14 protein-coding genes are annotated in these 18,781 nt (G+C 65.8%); 3 read left to right on the top strand and 11 right to left on the bottom strand.

Annotation, left to right across the window (positions count from 1 at the left end; translation table 11 throughout):
• Nucleotides 1-324 precede the first annotated feature (324 nt).
• Entirely contained in the window at nt 325-825 is a 501-nt protein-coding gene (locus AC5JJ1_RS05280; protein WP_495784068.1) for a hypothetical protein, read from the bottom strand.
• On the bottom strand, nt 822-1,700 hold the full coding sequence (locus tag AC5JJ1_RS05275) for a P-loop NTPase family protein (protein ID WP_495784067.1): 879 nt from the start codon (nt 1,698-1,700) through the stop codon (nt 822-824). The genes AC5JJ1_RS05280 and AC5JJ1_RS05275 overlap by 4 nt, the downstream gene beginning before the upstream one ends.
• A gap of 626 nt (nt 1,701-2,326) precedes the next feature.
• On the opposite strand from AC5JJ1_RS05275, the gene AC5JJ1_RS05270 reads away from it, so the two are divergent.
• Complete coding sequence (locus AC5JJ1_RS05270) at nt 2,327-2,713, top strand: hypothetical protein (RefSeq protein ID WP_495784066.1); 387 nt, start codon at nt 2,327-2,329, stop codon at nt 2,711-2,713.
• A gap of 66 nt (nt 2,714-2,779) precedes the next feature.
• Complete coding sequence (gene mobF / locus AC5JJ1_RS05265; protein WP_495784065.1) at nt 2,780-7,318, top strand: MobF family relaxase; 4,539 nt, start codon at nt 2,780-2,782, stop codon at nt 7,316-7,318.
• 378 nt (nt 7,319-7,696) lie between these two features.
• Here the strand turns inward: mobF and AC5JJ1_RS05260 are convergent, their stop codons facing one another.
• From AC5JJ1_RS05260 to AC5JJ1_RS05250, 3 genes are all read right to left on the bottom strand, one after another.
• A complete protein-coding gene (locus AC5JJ1_RS05260; protein ID WP_495784064.1) occupies nt 7,697-8,944 on the bottom strand; it encodes a flavin-containing monooxygenase in 1,248 nt (415 codons plus the stop codon).
• A gap of 415 nt (nt 8,945-9,359) precedes the next feature.
• Nucleotides 9,360-10,223: a protein-L-isoaspartate O-methyltransferase family protein gene (locus tag AC5JJ1_RS05255; RefSeq protein ID WP_495784063.1), complete on the bottom strand. Its 864-nt coding sequence runs from the start codon at nt 10,221-10,223 to the stop codon at nt 9,360-9,362.
• On the bottom strand, nt 10,223-10,513 hold the full coding sequence (locus AC5JJ1_RS05250) for a hypothetical protein (protein WP_495784062.1): 291 nt from the start codon (nt 10,511-10,513) through the stop codon (nt 10,223-10,225). The genes AC5JJ1_RS05255 and AC5JJ1_RS05250 overlap by 1 nt, the downstream gene beginning before the upstream one ends.
• Nucleotides 10,514-10,894: 381 nt before the next feature.
• Here AC5JJ1_RS05250 and AC5JJ1_RS05245 point away from each other — a divergent pair, with 381 nt between their 5' ends.
• Nucleotides 10,895-11,221 carry a hypothetical protein gene (locus AC5JJ1_RS05245; protein ID WP_495784061.1) on the top strand — a complete coding sequence of 109 codons (327 nt, stop codon included), beginning with the start codon at nt 10,895-10,897 and terminating at the stop codon, nt 11,219-11,221.
• 212 nt (nt 11,222-11,433) lie between these two features.
• On the opposite strand, the gene AC5JJ1_RS05240 is transcribed toward AC5JJ1_RS05245, so the two are convergent.
• The 6 genes from AC5JJ1_RS05240 to AC5JJ1_RS05215 form a co-directional block, all read right to left on the bottom strand.
• Nucleotides 11,434-13,269 (bottom strand): type IV secretory system conjugative DNA transfer family protein, encoded by a 1,836-nt coding sequence (locus tag AC5JJ1_RS05240; RefSeq protein WP_495784060.1) that lies wholly within the window; start codon nt 13,267-13,269, stop codon nt 11,434-11,436.
• A gap of 15 nt (nt 13,270-13,284) precedes the next feature.
• Nucleotides 13,285-14,325 (bottom strand): P-type DNA transfer ATPase VirB11, encoded by a 1,041-nt coding sequence (virB11, locus tag AC5JJ1_RS05235; RefSeq protein WP_495784059.1) that lies wholly within the window; start codon nt 14,323-14,325, stop codon nt 13,285-13,287.
• Between the two features lie 166 nt (nt 14,326-14,491).
• Nucleotides 14,492-15,553, bottom strand: coding sequence for a TrbI/VirB10 family protein (locus AC5JJ1_RS05230; protein WP_495784058.1), 1,062 nt, complete (start codon nt 15,551-15,553; stop codon nt 14,492-14,494).
• Between the two features lie 74 nt (nt 15,554-15,627).
• Entirely contained in the window at nt 15,628-16,533 is a 906-nt protein-coding gene (locus AC5JJ1_RS05225; protein WP_495784057.1) for a TrbG/VirB9 family P-type conjugative transfer protein, read from the bottom strand.
• 116 nt (nt 16,534-16,649) lie between these two features.
• Entirely contained in the window at nt 16,650-17,375 is a 726-nt protein-coding gene (locus tag AC5JJ1_RS05220; protein ID WP_495784056.1) for a VirB8/TrbF family protein, read from the bottom strand.
• Nucleotides 17,376-17,658: 283 nt separating this feature from the next.
• Nucleotides 17,659-18,624, bottom strand: a complete 966-nt coding sequence (locus tag AC5JJ1_RS05215; RefSeq protein WP_495784055.1) for a type IV secretion system protein — start codon at nt 18,622-18,624, stop codon at nt 17,659-17,661.
• Between the last annotated feature and the right edge of the window lie 157 nt (nt 18,625-18,781).

The raw sequence follows: 18,781 nt of genomic DNA, 5'->3' as shown, positions 1-18,781 counted from the left end.
GCTCGGCGTGCAGTCTGCCGTGGCCACCCCACACCCAAGTCGAACTGCGCTAAAAAGTAAGGTTGCCTGAAGCGGTCGAGCGGTTCGCAAAGGCTATTTCTTTCCATAAGAAATGTTATTCAACATCTACAATTCTTCTTCTTTTCAAACGGTTAGGACGACATTGCCAAGTTGGCGGCCTCTGTCCGGAACGAAGCGGCTGGGCCAAGCTGGGTTGATGATGCCCGGGCCCGTTACCTATCCCGGGTACCAAGGTGCCGCTTGAGAGCGTTCTTTCCAAATCGATTCAGCCGGACTGTGTTACCCTATCACCTTCGTAACCACCTACGGCTCCAGCCAAAGGTTTACTGCACACGCCCGTCGCCCGCTGTTTTGTGGCAGCGGCTTGCACTCTGCGAGCGCCTTGCTCATGTCGTTGGACGACAGCACCAAAGCAACTTCGCGCGGCAACATGCCAAGATTTGTCTGCACGGGACGTGTTACGCCCCACCAGTAGCCGCCCACAATCGATAGAGCGACTGCACTAACTAAAACGGCAGATGCGATCAGCATCGTACGCAGATTGTGCGTCCTGGCCAGCGCTGCCGCGTGCTGCGCAGCGCCACGTGATGCGGCGTTCTCAAGGCGACGGATGATCTCCGCTTCAGCCGCCGGTGACACCGGCTCCCGCACTGCATTTGCTGCTTCCTCGAGTGCATCGAGCACGGAAGCCAGCGCCTGTAGTGGATGCCGAAGCGGATCTCGCTGCAGCCCGCCGAGGGCAATCGCTCGGTGCAAATCGTCCCGTGCCGCATCGAGTTTCTCCGCGGCCCGGGATGCGCTCATGGCATCCAGTTCCGTACCGGTGCAAATTCCCGCTCCATCGTATTCAACCAGGTACGGATGCGGCTCCGATTAAATGGCCCAAGCGGTGCCACCGTGCGACCTTCCGGCTGCTGGCCGTCTCGTGCCATTGCAAACGAAATGCGCTTGTTCTCGACCTCGGCTGCGGCACCACCATGAATGCGCGGCATCCAAAGCGGGACACAACCACCATCAACCGCTTTTCGATAGGCTGAATGCCTCAACACCGCTGCGAATGCCTCCTCCCGGGTCAGAGCCTGCTCGCCGAGGCTCTCGTTTAGGACGATAGCGCGCGCCTTCGGCTTGAACCCTGCAGCTTCCATATTTGCAACGGCTGCCAAGTCGTCGATCCGCGAGCCGCACAAATAGAGCGCTACGACCGGAATGCCGGCCGCCTCCATCGTCTCGGCCAGATCCGGCACCCCGCGCAGAACTGCCGTCAGACTTGTATCACCACCACCAAGATCCATGATTGCCGATGTCGGCTCGGCCATGAGATGCGAAAGGAGCTTTTCCAACCATGCCGCTGTCGCCGCTGGTTCGGCCGTCGCCGGCTGCGCCACCCCATCAAAATACTTGGCAAGGGAGCGGTTCAGCGGATCGGCTGCGGCTAGGATCGGAGCTCGGTCTGCGGCGATCGCTGTTTCCGCCATCCAACGCGCCAAGGTCGTCTTGCCCGTCCGTCCTGCACCGATCAGGAGGATGGCTTTCGGCTGCCCCGAAAGGTCAATTTCTGAAACACTAGGAGTTAGAGCCGCTGCTGCTTGCGTTCCTGGGGGCAGAGCGATTGGGCTCTCGTCCTCCGCCTCCATGGCGGGAGCCGTGCGGAATGCCGGAATAACCTTGGCGCTCTTCACAGATCTGGTTCCTCTACTTACGGATTTTGGCAGGTCGGAACATCGGTTCGGCAGGCTGTGTGGGAGGCGGTTCCTCCTCCAGCACCGGCAGGGGCTGCGCTGAAGGGGATGGAGGGATGGATCCGGCTGGCGAGGGTGCCGTTTGGGCGGGAGACACCTGAGGTGCAGTCTCGGCCTTCTGCGCTCGCCGGATGGAAATTGAGGGGCGCCGCTTCCGTTTACCCCCGCGGGCGTACTTCTCGAGGTGGTAAAGGGCCCGCAATTCATTGGCAGTCGGTGAGGTACCATCGGCTGTCAGCACGCCATCGGCTACCATCAGGTCAGCAATCTGCTGCCAGGTTACACCGATGTCCCGGGCAGAACTGATGCTGTCGAAAGTGGCTCGGATCCTCTGGCGAACGGCCGATGTGTCTCGGATCCGGCCTGCTGGGACGAGGCTGGCGAGCTTGGCTGCGAACTCCGCATCCCCTGCCATCTCGCTCCCTTTCCGCCAAGCTAGTCGAAAATTAGCAGCTAAAAGGCCGCGTTGCGAGCGTTAGCTTGGTGTAATTTGCGTTGGAATGTAAGCATGGCGTTAGTTCCACTGATAGTAGGGCAGTCTTAAACAGACCAATGCACCCTAGAAGGTGCTGGCTTTGTTCTCTCTGGGCATGGTTAGCTGGCGCCTGATTCCCGAAGCCGAGGATGCCGCCATGTCAGACGCTGTTGTCGAGGAGCTGGCTCGCCTGCGGAATACCGTTGAGACGCTGACCCAAGGGCTGCGGATGATGGTCGAGACCCAGGGCACCCACACCGAAATGCTACGTGCCATCTTGGAGGCGGCGACCGAGGAAGCCGGCGAGAGCCCGTTGCCTGCGTTGCTAACGCAGATCGTGGAACGCCTGGACGAGCAGAATGACATCCTGCACCGCATTGAGGCTGCGGCCAGCGGTAGCAAGGAGGACGAAGCCGAAGACGAGGATGAGGATGAGGACCGCGCCGGCCGGCGGCCAGGGTCGGCGACGCGGCAATAGCAGACCCGGCCGGTGCTCACCTTTCGCAAAGGCGCGGCCTCCGTCAGCCCCGGCGGTGCGCGGGCGATGGCCGATCACCTGATGGAAGAAACGCTATCGCCCGAAGCTGTGGCGATGGGGGACTACTACACCCGGAACCGGGTGGCCGAGCTGGGAGCAGGACAGGGACCGGACGGCGAGGCAGGACCGGAGGCGCCGCGCCAGGGTACCCGGCCGCAGCCGCGGCGGGACATGCACCCCGGCCTGGCCGCGGCGCTGGGGATCGACCCGCATGGAACGCCGACCGTGGAGCAGGTCAGCCAGCTTCTGGCGGGCCAGCGTTCGGATGGCAGCGCGCTGACGACGAACGACGCCGCGACCACGCGCAGCGTCAGCTACATCGACTTGTGCTTCTCCGCGCCCAAGAGCGTCAGCCTGGCTTGGGCCTTCGCGCCAACCGAGGCCGAACGGGCGACCATCCTCCAGGCACACCGCGACGCGGTTGACGCCGCCCTACGCTACGTCGCCTGGGACATCGGCCAGGTCCGTCGCGGCAGGGGCGGCATGGGTGGCACCGAGGCCGGGCATATCGCGTGGATAGGCTTTGAGCATTTCACGGCGCGGGCAACCGCCGAAGTCAAGCGGCCCGACCCCGTGACGGGGGAGGTGACGACCGAGTTACACACGCTGCGACCCAGCCGTGATCCCTCCGGCGCCGGCGACCCGCAGCTCCACACCCATTGCGCGGTGCCCAACCTGGTCCTGACCGATAGCGGGCACCTTGGCGCCTTGGACCTCAGCCCGACCCGCACGCGCATCCACGAGTATGGGGCCTTCTACCAAGCGCAGGTCGCCGCAAACCTGCGCCGCGTCGGGGTGGCGGTGGCGCTGGAGGAACGAACCGGCATGGCTCGGCTGCCGGCCATCTCGGAGGAGGTGTGCGAGGCGTTCAGCAAGCGTACCCGCGACGGTACCGAGGCAGCACGGCAGGAGGCGGCGAAACGCGGCCTCGACTGGGATGCCATGTCGCCCGACATGCAGGTAGACTTCCTCAAGGGCGGGACAAAGGCGGTCCGCAAGAACAAGGAGGATGACCTCAGCGACTTTGCTGCCTGGCGCGGCCAGGCCGCCGCCATGGGTTGGGAACACCGTGGCGTCGTGGCGCCACGCAGCCATGGCGCCGAGGGGCCACGGCAGCAGAGCCGGGCTGCCCGCCTCGAGGCCGCCTACGAGATGGCGTTGCCATTCCTCGACACCGAGTTCTCCCGCGCCTCCGTGCTGAATGGCGCAGACCTGCGCGCGGCGGCCGCCCGCGCCTTGATCGCCGCTGGCATGATGCACGGGGCAGAGCGCGGGCGGGCGGACGTGGACGCGGTGACCAAGGCCCTGCGCGAGCGCGGAGTGCGCCAGGATGGCCAGCTCACCGGGCTGATTTGGGCGCGCGAGGCCGGGCGCGACGAGGTGCGGGTGACGACGGCGCTGCACGTCGCCCAGGAGGCCGAGGCCGTGGCGCTGGCCAAGGCCGCCGCGGCTGATCGCAGCCGAGCCCTCTCTCCCGCCGCCCTGGCCGCTGCGGTGGAGCGGAGTGGCTTGGACTTTACTGACGCCCACGGGAAGGCGCAGCGCGCTGCCCTGGAACGCCTTGGCACGGGCGGCGCTGTGGGCGTGGCAGTGGGCGTAGCCGGGTCGGGCAAGACCACCTTGCTGCGCCCGCTGGTGGATGCTTGGACGGCTCAGGGCGACACCATAGTGGGTGTGGCCATCGCCTGGCGCCAAGCCGAGCCGCTGAAGGAGGCTGGCATCGGCAGCGTCGCCGCGCTGACCGGCTTCCTGCACGGCGTTGCCGCCGGTCGCATCTCGGTTGGGCCGCGGACGGTCGTGGTGGTGGACGAGCTGGGACAGGTGGGCGCTCGGCAGATGCTGGAGCTGCTCCGGCTCCGCGCGGCACATGGCTTCCGCATCGTTGCCACTGGCGATGACAGGCAGTGCCAAGGCATCGAGGCCGGGCCAGTGGTCAACCTCATGCGCCGCGCCCTTGGTGCTGAGGCTGTACCGGAAATCCTCACCACGCGGCGGCAGCGCACCGAGCGCGAGCGCGAGATCGCCGGGCTGTTCCGCGAGGGCAAGGCCGCCGAGGCGTTGGCCATGAAGCGCCAGGACGGCACGGCCGAGGCGGTGCCAGGGGGATACAACGACGCCGTACGCCGGGTGGCCGAGCTGTGGCGGCAAAGGCGCGAGGCGAACGCTGGCAATGCTGGGTTCTCCATCAGCATCACCGCGCCGACGAACGCCGACGCCCGGGCCGTGGCGCTTGCGTTGCGCGAGGAACGCCGTGCGATGGGCGAGCTTGGGCCGGACTTGGTCAGTATCCAGGCGACCGACCAAGCCGGCGCTGCCTATAACCTCACCCTGGCGCCGGGCGATCGGGTGCGGCTGTTCGACCGCCTCAACGCCCGTTTCCTCGACGGTGGCCGAGGCAACATCGGCAACAATGGCAGCGTCCTTGAGGTGCGCGCCGTGAACGCGGAGGGGATCGTGCTGCGGACGGCGGCCGGACGCAACGGGGCGGTATCCTGGGAGAGCTTGGCCGACAAAAAGAACGGCCGTACGCGCCTGGCGCCGGGCGACGTGCTGACCATCGATGCCGCCCAGGGCCTCACCAGCAGCGAGCACATCAACGCCATGCCGTCGGGATCGGCCGGGGTGCAGGGGTTCAAAGGCTACACAGCCGAGAGCCGGCACCGGGATGCCGCCTGGCTCATCACCTCGGATGGGGCCGAGCGGCGCGAGGTGATGACCCGCCGCGCCCTGGGTGATGCCCGTCCGGTGGGCGTGGCCGATGTGTGGGAGAACGTGGCGCGGAATCTGGCGCGGCAGCCGGCAAAGGCGTCGGCGCTCGATTTCATGGAGCGCGCCCACGAGATCGGCCGCGGCACGGCACGCGCCATGCAGGCCGGGTTCCGCCGCACCGAAGCGCGCGAAGCGGCAGGCGAGCCGCGGACAACGCTTGGTGCGCAGCTCCGCGAGCGCCGCGACGCCCGCATGATTGGCCAGGCAATGGAGCGACTGCGCCAGGCGCTCGACGCCCGCTGGCAGGCGGTGCGCAAGCTGGCCGGCCGGCTTCGGGGTCCGGGCAAGACTGTTCTGCAGGACGTGGAGCACGAGGAGCGGCGACCGGTTGAGGGCGAGGCGGGGGCGGTGCGCGACCGCGCACGGGATAACCAGGCGCGCAGCCAGGCGGCCACCGAGCGGCAGCGGATGCCCCGCCCGAAGCAGGCTGGGCAGACACAGCCGGAGAGTGCAGCGGCTTACTGGCGCCGTACGGCGGCAGGAAATGATGATGCGCCGCGGCCAAGCGTGCGCCGGGCGGTGCAGCGCAGGCGCGAGGAGGCGGCGGTAAGCGCCGTCGCGGATCGCCTGGCCGTGGCGCTGGAAGAACGTGGGGCGGTGCTGGCTGGCATGGAGCAGCGTAGGGTCGGGAAGCCCGCCCAGGCCGTCGAGGGAGGCAGCAAGGCGCAAGGCGGGACACGTATACCGGAGCGCCTTTCGACACCGGGTCACGCCCTTCGCGCGCCTTCGCGGCCGCGCATGAGCGAGGCAGACGCCGCGGCCGACTTCGCCATTGCGTTGCACCGTGCCGGGCTGCGCGTGACCGGGCCGGTGGAGATGGACGGCAAGCTGCGCCGAGCTCCCGTCGAAGGCGACCGCAAGGGGCAGAAGTCGGGGAGCTATGTGGGGCATCTCGACGGCTGGCCGGCAGGCTACATTCGCAATTACAAAACCGGCACGGAGATCCGCTGGAAAGCCGACCGGCCAGTGCGCGGGCTCGACCCGGCCGAACGCGCGGCCTTCGCGGCCGAGGCCGCGGCGCGATCCGCCGAGCGGGCACGGGAGCGCCAGGACATCCAGGCACGGGCGGCTCGGATGGCGCATCGGCTATGGGCCGCGGCGGCGCCAGCCAAGGATCACCACCCCTATCTTGCCGCCAAGGGTGTGCGGGCACACGGGCTGCGGCAGGATCGTCGCGGCCGGCTGCTGGTGCCGGTGCGGGGCGCGGACGGGTGCCTATGGGGCGTGCAGCGGGTGGACGTGAACGGGTCCAAGCTGTTCCTGAAAGGTGCCAGGACTGAGGGCGGGCACGCGCTGATCGGCGGCCAGCCGAAGCGGGGGGCGCCACTATTGGTGGCCGAGGGCTACGCCACGGGAGCAACACTGCACGAGGCAACCGGGCTTTCGGTGGCCGTGGCCTTCAATGCCGGAAATCTGGAGGCCGTGGCGAAAGCCTATCGTGTAGCCGACCCGTCGCGGCCCATCATCATCGCCGGCGACAATGACCACCAGCTGCCGATGCGCCCGGTTCCCCTGCCGAATATCGGGAAGGAGAAGGCCGAGGCCGCGGCGGCGACCGTGGGCGGCATCGCCGCCCTGCCGTCGTTCGCTATTGGCGACCGGGGCAGCGATTGGAATGATCTGGCGCGGCGGCAGGGGCATCGACCCGTCGCCGCCGCGATCCGGGATGCACTGACCCGTTGGCAAGCAGAGCAAGCCAGCAAAGCCATGGTGTCTCGTGCTTCGGTTGAGGAACAAACTGCAAGGCCACAACGCGTCTCGGGCCGTAGAATGTAGAACCAGCGTGTCTCAGTGACTGTCTGCAAACCCGCCGGTAGCACCAGATTTGGTGCTACTACGCTCGCCTTCATCCCAAGCCTTTTGACAGTGACGACTTCCCAGACAGTCAGTCAGATCCTTTTTCAGAACAGTACCGCAACGGTGGCTATCGACCCGAAGGCGACCGTCGTGCCCGGAGCCGGTATGTCCGGTGCTGGTGCAGGAGCAGACACTTTTGGCCAGCGTCCGAGATCGGCGGCTCTGCGCCCATGCCGGACGATCGGCACTGTTGCCTACACTCCCGTAAGCGGACAAAGCGCACCTGAGGCCATCGGCTCTTATGCTTGACCTGCGCGAGTGGTGGTTTGAGGCATTGGGGCTCCGCGGAATAGGGCATCATCTACACCGTGCAGCAACTAGCTCGGCGATACGCGGCGCATCGTGCTCGACCCCGGTAACGAGGCCTGACCTACGCGCGGAAAGCCATGGAAGGCCGGTGAAATACACCCCAGGGCAGGATGCGACGCCGTGCTCGTGCGCCGGTCTGCCCTGTGCATCGAGCACTCCCGGCAGGCGCACCCAACCAAAGTCGCCGTCAAGGCCAGTGCACCAGACCACTGTCGAAATGCCGCATGCGCTCGGTTCAAGTGACAGGATCGGTGGGTCGGGCAGGCGCGGGGCGACGACCTCGGCCGGATCGGGTTCGGCTGGTGGAGCCGTTAGGCCGTTGTGCTCAATGTAAGCATCGATCCGGCGTTTGATCTCCTCGGACGCATGATCGGCGAAGCGGATATTCTCCGCTAGATCGTTGGCGAAGCGCAGGCGCCCGCCTTCCGCTGTTGCAAAGCGGCCGAGGAGCACAACACCGCGCGCGCTCAGCGACTGCAGACTGATGGTGTGGCCGGGCGCAATCTGTGGCTCCCCGCGGGTCAACACCGAGCGGTCGGCAAGGTCCTCAGGACGTACATCCGCAAGGCCGCTCTCGTGGCTCCAGACAATCAAGTCGCGCCCGCGATAGCGACGCGGCGAACGCCCTACGCGGCAGGTTGAAAGATAGACAGTCCGCCCGGCGCCGAGCAGTTCCTCGGCAATTTGGCAGCCGGACTGGCCAGCGCCGATGACCAAGGCCGAACCCGGTGGCAGCGCGGCTGGATTCCGATAATCGGCCGAGTGGATCTGCACCAGGTCAGACGGGATGGCGCGTGCCGAGACAGGCAGGCGCGGCCGGGTATGGGCGCCGCTTGCGATCACCACGTTCCGAGTAAAAATCACCTCGTGCGAGGTGCGCACACGAAATGTTCCCGGCAATTCCTCGGCGGCAGTGAGTTCCGTGACCGGCGTTCCCAGGCCAATGGGAAGGCGGTTGCGCTCGGCAAACCGCTCCAGCAACTCGGCCCACTGCTGGTGCGTCATGAAGCCTTCCCCCTCCGGGCCCTCGTAGCGACGGTCCGGCATGACGCTCTGGGCGTTGATCGTGTTCAGCCGGAACGAGTCCCAGCGCTGGGCCAGCCAGCTCTCGCCGATGCGCCCCCGCTCAAGGACAAGATGCCGTACGCCTGCGCGGGAGAGAAAATAGCTGACGGCGAGGCCTGCCTGCCCCGCCCCGACCACGACCGCAGCCAGGACCGCGTGCGCGTTGGGCATGGCATCTCCTCCCATTTCCACCGCCACTTGCGAGCGGCAGTCCGGCGATGCTGCGACAGGGCGATGCTACGGCACAACCATCAAGTGCTCGGCGCAGAGAGCCAGTGTTGGTTGAATTCGCAACAGAGTTGGTATCGGCCGGAAGGGCAGCGTCCGCTTTGGCGCGCTGGCGCTCCTGAAGCGGACAGGCCGCTTCCGGGCAGATCACGCCGTGAAATGCGAGCTCGGGCGGGCTGCGTCTAATGTCCGCTCACGGAGGTGGAGCAGACCTTTAGGCGAGAGCCTTCTACCGCCGCTTTCCGCCCAACTCGGACGTTCGATCATCAATCTGAAGCGGACTCTTGGTGCTGCGTCAGAGCCTGTCCCGAGCGGCTGCACCGGCTGACAGCAGCAATTTCTCTTCTCGGGACCAGGTTTAAGCTTGCCCTGGCGCAGCAAGTGAGAGGGACCAGCCGTTCCCGCGGTACCAGGTTTTGCCGTTCTGTTTGTCATCCAGGCGGAAGGACCGCACCTGCTGCCAACCCCCATCGGCAAAGGCCGTTGCGAGCGCCTCGTCATCAGTTGCCAATTGCGCATCGCAGGGGATGAAAGTCGCGCGGCTGACGAAATGCGCAGGCCAGGCGGTGCCGCCGGCGGCAGGCTTGGTGATGAGCAGCATGCCGCCGAGCCCGTGCTCCGGCTGCAACGGAAAGAGCAGCCGCCCGCCTGGCCGTAAGGCGTCAAGCCAGGTCCAACTTGGTGCGGCCAAGCCGGCGTTGACGTAGATCGCGTCGGCTGCGGGCAGGCCCTCGCCGATGCCGGATCGGGCATGGAGGATGATGCCTTCGATCCCGGCGAGATTCGCCTCCGCACGGGCGGCAAGGCCAGGGTCGACTTCGTAAGCATGCACGATCCCGCCCGGGGCAATCAGGCACGCAAGGAGGGCGGTGTAGTAGCCTGTGCCGGCACCAACATGGAGGACGGTCTCGCCAGGGCGGAGTGCGAGCGCGTCGAGGCAGCGGGCATGCAGGCTGGGCTCGCCGTTGTTAATGCCACGTGAGGGATCGAGCGCGATGAGGACGTCGGCATAGAGGAAAGCCGGGTCGTCATCGGGAGTCTCGACATAGGCCGGCCCCAGGGATTTGGCTGAGCCGGCATAGACGAACCACGGCGCTGGTCCGACGAAAGCCTCGCGCGGCACGGTGGCGAAGGCCGCCTCAATGCGGGGATCGCGGGCGCCGCCGTTCCGGGTCACGAGGCGGGCATAGAAGGCCCGAAGCTTGGCAATCCGTTCGGTCATCAGCTTTGTCCTGCTGACTGTGCCTGGTCCTGCCGGCCGGTCATGACGGCATCCACGGACGCCGTTGCGGCTCGATCGAGCACGCGCCGGACCTGTCTTGGCCGCCCGACCACGCCGTCACGCGGCATGCCCATGCCGCCGGCAGTGAGGGTGTCGGCGGGGTGCTGCAGCGTCGTGGCGCCGGCGCCCCGTGCCGCAGTGAGGTAGGGCAGCACGGCTGCGGCGCGCCGCGTTGCGACCGCTGACCGGGCATCGCGGGCTAGGCGGTCGAGCTTGGCAATGACCACCATGCACCGCTGGGGACGGCATCCGGCCACGGTGAGGGCGAGCTAGGCAGGTCCCCGCGCCGGCCGTTCTCGACCTTGTCGAAGGCGGTGGCGCCGGCACCCCCCTGCCCTGCCACGTGCCGGGCGACAACCTCGGGTTTCGCGTCAAAATCAAGGCTGGAGCGGCCCCGCTTGTCGGGGGAGACACGGCAGCAGGCGACGAACCGCATTCCGGCGAAAGGGCTCATGGGATGGGATCCTGCCCCCTGCCCTACTGTTTCACAATCTGAAAAGACGATTTAGACCGACAGAAAGCAGGGCAATTGAATAAGATGGGTTCTACAGCCAGGAGCTTTTACCTGAACGGGCGGAAAGCAGTTCTGCAGGCGCGCTTGCTGGGTGTCTATGGAACCTGATTCAGGTTGTTCACGACTGGCCGAACAATCCATCATGCTCGTCCGGGCAAATGACTTCAGACTCTTCGTGGATGTTGCAAACGTTAGCCTCGTGCCGGACGGCAACCGTATGCAGGAAAAGCCGACACTCCTCATGCTGCTTATGCTGCATGGCGGGCCGGGCTTCGACCATACCGCCTTCGAGGAGGCATTTTCATCGTTGAACGATATTGCTCAGGTCGTGTTCTACGACCACCACGGCAGCGGCCGCAGCGAGGGTAACGACCCGGCCTTGTGGAGTCCTGGAGCGGGTTCTCAAGAGCGCAGTCCGCGCTGACGTGCAGGCTTCTCGCCCTGAGCCTGCGGCTTCGCGTCGGCCCTGGCTTGCCGGCCGGCGGCAGCCACGGTCTGCCAGTAGTCCGTCGCCGCTGTACTGCTCCTTTGCGCCGACTGTTGCGCGCTGGGGCTCGGCGCGGTCGGGATAACCTTTCGAAGCACTGTAGGGTCGTCCGTTTGGGTAGGCCCCTCTGTACCCGACATGCAGTTCTCCTATTCCGCTGCCTGTTTGTGAAAGCGACTGGCCTCGATCGCATCCCGCAGCTCGGGACGGCGGAAGTAGATCGCACGGCCGCAGCGTAGGGGTTTCGAGCCACGGGCAAAGACAAAGGCTTCATCGCCACGCACATCCTGCATCAGCTCATCCGGCCGGATCAGCGCGCGAGCCATCTCGTGGCGGTTCATGCTTGTGCCTTTCGAGCGTGAACCGGCCTCCAATGGTTTGCCTTGGCTGCCGCTGCTGGTGCCATCGCTTTCCGCAAAAACCGAATGGCCGCCAGCGGCGTCCGATACAGACTTCGCCGTTTCGGTGTTCTGCACGGCCGCGTACATGCGCCAGCTCACGCTGTCGAACCATGCGTTCCGGCCTTGGCGGCCCCATTGCTCCACAAGCTGGTCCTCAGCTTGATAGAGCAGTTGCAGAGTAATCCCGTACTTCCTGCCGGCGTCGCGGGCGACTTCCAGAATCTTCATCGGCCCCAGCCGCCGCACCTCGTCCAGCATGAACAGCACTCGCCCACTTACCCTACCGTCCGCCTCGTAGAGAGCGTTGAGTAGCGCGCCCACGAGCACCCGCGCGACCGCAGGAGTATCCCGAAGCACCTTGAGCGGGATCTGCAGGAACACCGTGAGCTCACCCCCGGCCAGCTCGCTTGTGCCGAAGGACGGAGCCTTGTCCATTGCACTGCCGGAGACAAGATCGGCATAGGCGGCAACGGACAGCCAAGCCGTGTCACCCGTGGCGTTGCCATAGATGCCGGAGAATGTCTCAGGGACGATGTTCTTGACTGTGCCGGCGATATCGCGCGCCATGGGACTAGCCGAGTTTTTGTGTATTCCCTCAAGCACATCCCGCATCTCGTTTTCTGGAGTCACGATGCCAGAGCGCAGGGTGCGGAGTGTCTTGAGTTTCGCAGGTATCTTCTCGTCCCACAGCAAGTGCGCGAGCAGGCAGGCGACGAGCTGCTTGCCCCAGTTGCGGAAGAACTTGTCGGCGTCGCTGCTGCCTCCATCTGTTTCTCCGAAGATCCAGCCGACGACCGCGTGGACATTGGTCTCTGCCAGAGGGTGGCGAATGTCGATCCAGTCGAGGACGTTGATTCCGCCCGGAGTTCCCGGTTCAAGGGATACAACTTTCTGTCCTATGCCTTCCCGCGCCTGGGTGAGCATCGGCCCCAGCTCCCGTGAGGGATCAAGCACGACAGCCGAGCCGGTCCAGTGCACCAAGGTTGAGGCGGCCGAAACCGTCTTGAAGCCGCCAGAGCCGGCGAAAACCAGGCTATGCGTCGGGCCAACCCGGCAGGGATCAATCAGCAGCGCAGCCTTGCCCCCCTGCCCCCAGGTTTCCTGCCGCTCCGGGTCAAAGGCGATTTGGGCCGTCTTATCCCTATCCACCCGGTAGGCTTCGCCTACGACGACGCCGCCGAAGCTGGGATGCGGGCCGGGGAAACGGTTACGAGCCTCAGTCATGCTCATCCACTCAGCGTGTCCATGGTTATCCGTGCTGCCACGCACGACCATGCCGGGACGGGTGATGCGCGTCCCTCGGAACTGCACTAGGCGGTAGATGATCAGGCCGAGGAAGGCGGTCGGCGCCCCGGCGCCGAACATCAGCCATCGACTGACAATGGGATTGGGCGGGGCAAAGAGCAGGTAGCTCCACCACTGGCCAATCCACACCACCCCCTCGAGCGGAAAGTACCGCACCAGGCCAGTGCCCCACAGAAACACGGCGGAGGCCGCAGCCGTCCAAAGCAGCGCCACGAGGGCCAGGAGCACCCCGACGGCTACCAGACGGCCAGGCGACAGCAGGCGGTGGCGGTCACCCATGGCGGTCCCTTCCTGTCAGGCAATGCGCAGCAGATCGGCGGCAACCTCGCCACGGCGGGCGGCATCGTCGGCGAACCAAACCTCGCGGATGGAGTAGGCGCCCGCGTCGTTACGCAGCGGGACGATGGCATCCACGGCTGTGCCAATCATGGCGGCCAAGGTGGCGTCCTCATAGGCCGCGCCCTGAGGGCTTCCTTTGACAAGGTTGAACAGCCTACGCATAGCCTGCGGCGCATCGGCGCCGTGGATGGTCGTCAGGCTGCCGGGGTGCCCGGTCATGACCTCGTTGAGATAGACCCAGGCCGCGTCGTCGCGCAGCTCCTGCAGCAGCACACGGTCGGGGCGCATCCGCAGGGTGGCTTGTAGCAGCGCATCGGCGGTGACGCCGCCCATGGTGAGCCCGCCTTTGGAGTAGAGCAGCCGAACGGAGTTGCCATGCGGCACGACCAGCTCCAGCGCGTCCTCGATGGTCAGGATGCGCTCATGCCGCGGTATCTCGGAAATGAGCGTCTTGCTCAGGGTCGTCTTGCCGCCGCCTGTGGCGCCGCAGAACAGCACATTACGGCGCGACTGCACCAGGCTGCGAAAGAAGGCCACGGCGTCGCCCGTATCGAACAGCCTCAGCAGGTCGGCACTGTCGGCCAGTTGCTGCTCGCGGCGCCGGTCCCAACGGTTCCAGCGGGAGGTGTCATAGCGCCCCGCCAGATCGGACAGAGCAACCACAGAGTCGCTTGGCCGGCGGAAGGTAAGGGAGACGGTGCCCGGTGGCACAGCCGGCGGCAGCACGATCTGCAGGCGGTGCCCGGTAGGTAGGTCAGTCGAACAAAGCGGATGCTCGGCGCCGACATTCTGGTTCCGGAGCGCTCCGGCCAGGATCGCCACGCCTTCCAGCATCTCGAAATCCAGCTCCGGAGCCGGGTGTCGCTCAAAGCGACCTCCTTGTCGAAGCCAGAACTCGAGGGGCTGATTGATGCACAATTCTTCGGTGCGAGGGTCGGACAGGGCGCCAGCAACCGGGGCTAGCGCAAACTCCAACTGCGTCGAGGCGTGCATCATTGGGCAGTCTCCTTTGCAAAGGCAAAGGACAGTTGCGCCGGATCGTGGATGGTCGGGGTATCCTCTGGGGCCGGACCGGGCAGGCGTTTCGCCTGCCCTGCCGTTCTGGAGCGGCTAGCCGGGGGCGCGGCAGCCAGGCCAAGGGCGAGCTGCATGCCCCCGGCGCTCATCGGCTGACCAGACGGTACACGTCGGAAAAGTCCAGGTTGCGCGCCACGAACACAGTCATGGGCTCGGCCTGGTTCCGCCGCAGCGTCGAGGGGATATTGATATCGGATTCCAAGGCCTGGCTGCTGGCGCGCTGCCCACCGGATTGGAATTGGTTGAAGGTCACGCCGTTGCCGCTGCGCAATGCGTTGCTGGCAACGGTCGCCGCGGCTTGCAGGCCGGTATCGAGGAAGGCCAGCAGCATGGCGCCGCGGAACCGCTCGAAGAAGTGGCTATCGATCTCGCCGTCGAGCCCGGCTTGGCCCATCACGTCGGCGCCGGGGCTATTCAGCTCGATCTCGACCCCGGCCGGCGTGAGGGCGTGGGTCATGATCACGAACAGGCGGCGGGAGCCACGCGCGAGGCCGGAGCGCACCTCGCCCACGATGCGGGTGCCGCGCTCCATCAGCACGACGGTTCCAGTGGCGCCGCGCACGTCCACGGGGGTGACGCAAGAGAAGTAGCCCGCAACCGTGCTGTCGATCGGCATCTCGGGCGTGCAGGCAATGCGCGTGCCCATGGGCACCGTGAGCTCGGGATTGCGCATTACGCTCGCCCGAGCCGATGCCATCCGCGAGGGCCGCAGCCGGGAGGACAGCGCATCGTCGGACTCGGCATCACCCAGCCGGCCGGTGGGTGCGCCGACGCGGCCTCGCGGTCCGCCGGTATCGGCTCCACTGGACTGAACCGTCTGCGCCGCCTGGGGCGCCGCCCGGTCCTCATAGCTCATGATGGGGGTGGGGTTGACGGGCGACCGGCCACCACCGAAGGCCGCAACGCTGCCGGCGTTTGGCATCGGCATCGCCATCGGCATGGCGGCTGGTGTTGATGTGACGGCAAGGGGTAGAGTCGAGGGTGGCACCACCTCTGGCATCGGTCGATAAGGCAGCGAGCGCCCGGCCTCTGTCAGGGGCTGTTGCCGTTCGCGCTCGGGGGTCTGCTTGGTCGAGGGCCACATAGCCATCACGCCGCAGGCCGCAAAGACCACCGCGCCAAGCATGACCTTCTCGCGTCCTGTCATCAGGCGCCGGCCGCCCGCGACCGTAGAAACGGGATCGTTGGATACGCTCGGGCCTCCGGCCGAGGGTGCGTCGCTCACCGGCGAATCTCCCGCACAACGTCGGGGCTTGTTGTGCCAGTGCCGGCGTTGCGGCCAGTGGCATCGGAAGCCCGGTTAAGGACGCACAGCACTAGGCGGCCGTCGCGCAGACGGAGAGCCGGGCCGGTTTGATGGACGGTGACAAGGCCGACCGTGTTGACCGTGTAGTTCACTGCGGCCTCGCGACCGTCCGCCAGAATGGCAAAGATCGCTGGCACGCGCCGATTGCCCGGGAAGCGCAGGAAGGTGCTCTGCCCATCGTCCCACACCTCGGCCGGAGCCAGCTCCCGGTCGCCTTGGCCGTCGTAGTTCCAGTTGATTGAGCCTGGCGTAGCCGGATTGGTACCGGCAAGCTGCAAACGGTCGCGCGCCTGGCGGTCCTCCCACTCTTTGCGGCGGGTCGCTGCCGCGGCGGCATGAGCCTCGCGGCGGGCTGCAGCCGCCGCGGCGGCAGCGGCGCGTTCATCGTCTGGGTAGGTAAAGCGCACGAGGTAGTAGGTGTTGGGCGCCGCCGCGGTGAGCGGACCCGTGCGGGTGGACAGCTCGAAGGTATAGGCTCGCATTGTCTCGCGGCCTGTTGCCGGATCGGTTGTGCGGCCGATGATGAAAAGCGGCTGGGGGTTCAGCTCCCGCAGCGCTTTGATCATCACGAAATTGCCGCGGACCGCAGTGAACAGGTTGCGGTCGGCTGTCGCACCGCGTCCCGCGCCCACCCGCTCGGAGGGGCCTGGTCCTCCCGCCATAGCCAAGGGGCCAGCGGGCTCTGGGTCATCCAACAAGGATTGGTCTGAGACCGGTAGGCCCGCCACGGTCTCTCCGGGCGCAAGCTGGATCGTCAGGGTGGCGCCGGGAACCGCGTAGAGTTTGACCACCTCCTGCGGGTTATAGGCGATGACGCGCACCCGCGGATCTGGCCCGGCGGGTACGGGAGCTTCATCGGCCGCAGCCGGCGTTCCCCACCCCAAGGGCCAGGCGACGGACGCGGCAAGGATCGACCGCAGGGCAGTCCGCGAGCGGATCATCGGACATCTCCAAAAGTGGGCAGCCCTTCGCGCTCGGGTGGACGGTACTCCGTCACCAGCACCCCAAGCGGGTTGATTGTGGTCCCGTCCGTTAGGGCGATGTTCTGGCCGGTGCGGTAGCGCAGGGTTACGACCCAGACGGACGCGACCGGCGGGCGCCCATGCGCGCGTTCGGTGCGACGGAACCGAAGTTGATAGATTTCATCCGCTTGCGCCGTGTTGTTGGGCAGGATGGCGCCGCTCAACTGTTCGACGCTGACGGTTGCGCGGGTGCCCCACACTGCCTGGGGGCCGGGTGGCTTTTCGAGGTTGAACCACTCCTGAAAGGCCGAGCGAACCTGCGGCGCCGACAAGCGGCTCACCACATCATAGGCATATTGCGCCTCGCCGGAGGACCAGCCTTCACGGAGGCGGACATACTGGAACAGGGTGGAGCGCACGGCCCGTTGCTGGACCTCGGGCGGCAGTGCATCACCGTGAACCACAGTAGCCATGCTGCCGTCCGGCTGCGGCACGGCAACTACGGGCACGACGCGGACCAGGGGAAAAAGCTGCACGGCAGCGAGGGCTTGCATCCCAACCACACCCAACAAGCCGACGATAGCGACCGTCTTGCCGGTGCTGATGCGTTTGGCTCGTCGTGCCTCACGCGCCTGCCGGGCTTGCGTCTCGGCATAGAGGCGATTCAGCTCGGTGCGCGGGATCACGACGGCGGCGGCCATCTCCGCATCGGAGGGACCGATGGCGGGCGATGCAGAGGTTGGCCCCGCCTGGCCAGGCGGGAGGATGGCATTCACCGCACTATACTCCCAACAGGGGTGGCTGCGGGCACCGTGCCTAGTGCGACCGGTGACACCATACGGGTTGGATTGAGCTGGAACACCTCACCACGGCAGGCCGGCGGCTCGGACGCACCGGCACAGGCGGCTTGGGCCAGCAAGGAAAGTAGCAGCACGGGCTTCATCGAAGGACCTCGAAGAAGGATAGGGGATGCATGATGGGTGCCTACTCCGCCGGCTGCTTGGAAGCGGATCCGCCGCGCAAACGGTGGTAGCCGCCAACCGCGCCACGACGCAGGGCGACGCCGCTTCTAGCGATACCGGAGGCTGCGGAGCCAGGCATGCCGGCAGCCGAGTGCGTGAGTGGCGCGAAGGACGTCGCAAGGCCGCCGCCGATGGAATATGCGACGATGGAGAGGCTGGCGATCAGGAATAGGCCGCACCAGTACCAGGCACCGACTTGCAGAAAGGCGCCAATCTTCTCATCGAGGCTGCCGCCGGGGTTGGTTTGCGCTACGCGCACGTAGTTGTTAAAGCCGCCCATCAGCATCTGCAGCATGACGCTAATGCAGACCTGCACGAGCGTCAGCGACACCAGCTTGCCGACCCATCGTTCGACATAGGGGCGTGTTGCGTCGAAGAGGAAAAGGCCAATCAAGAATGGCCCAAGGGCAATCACCATGCCCATGATGACGCGGACGATGACCCACATCAGGAAAATTATGACGAGAGCCACGAAAGAGACGGCTAGCAGAAGCCGGATCACGATGCGCTCGCCAAACTGCGTGTAGCCAGTGGCTTCCGCCAGCATGGTGGCGGCGATGCGTTGGGTTGCGTTCCACAAAGCGTCAAACTGCGCGGCTGGTGCATAGGTCGGGCCACCTGTTAACGCGCCGCCGATGGATGCCGGAAGCTCGTTCAAAAAGAGATCGCGCACGTAGGTGTTGAATAGGCCTGGTGATCCGAGTAGGGCGCCAACAGCCATGATTCGCAGCACGCGGCTGGCTAACACGTTCTTATCCATACGGCCGGTCAGAATGAGCCAGCCAGTGATGAGAATGAACAGCACGGTCGCAGCGCGAATTTGCGGCTGTGCCCATGCAAGACCGTTGTTAATGACGCCGTTGACGCTTTGCAGCAAGTTAGCGTCGAAAACATCAGAGATGTTTTGGAAAAAATTATTAGCGGCCACTCGAGCCACCCTCCCGATATAAATCGAGTTGGCCACAGTAGGGTAGGAACATATGGGTCGGGTTATTGGTCCTGTTGGCGCAAGCCGCCTTTAGTTGCTCATAACCGAACCGATTAGTGCGAGGATTAAAGTCTGGTTCTGCAAGGATCCCATTCTC

Source organism: Belnapia sp., from assembly GCF_059504005.1.
Note: the sequence above shows the minus strand (reverse complement) of the source record. Positions and strands in the feature narration are given on the sequence as shown.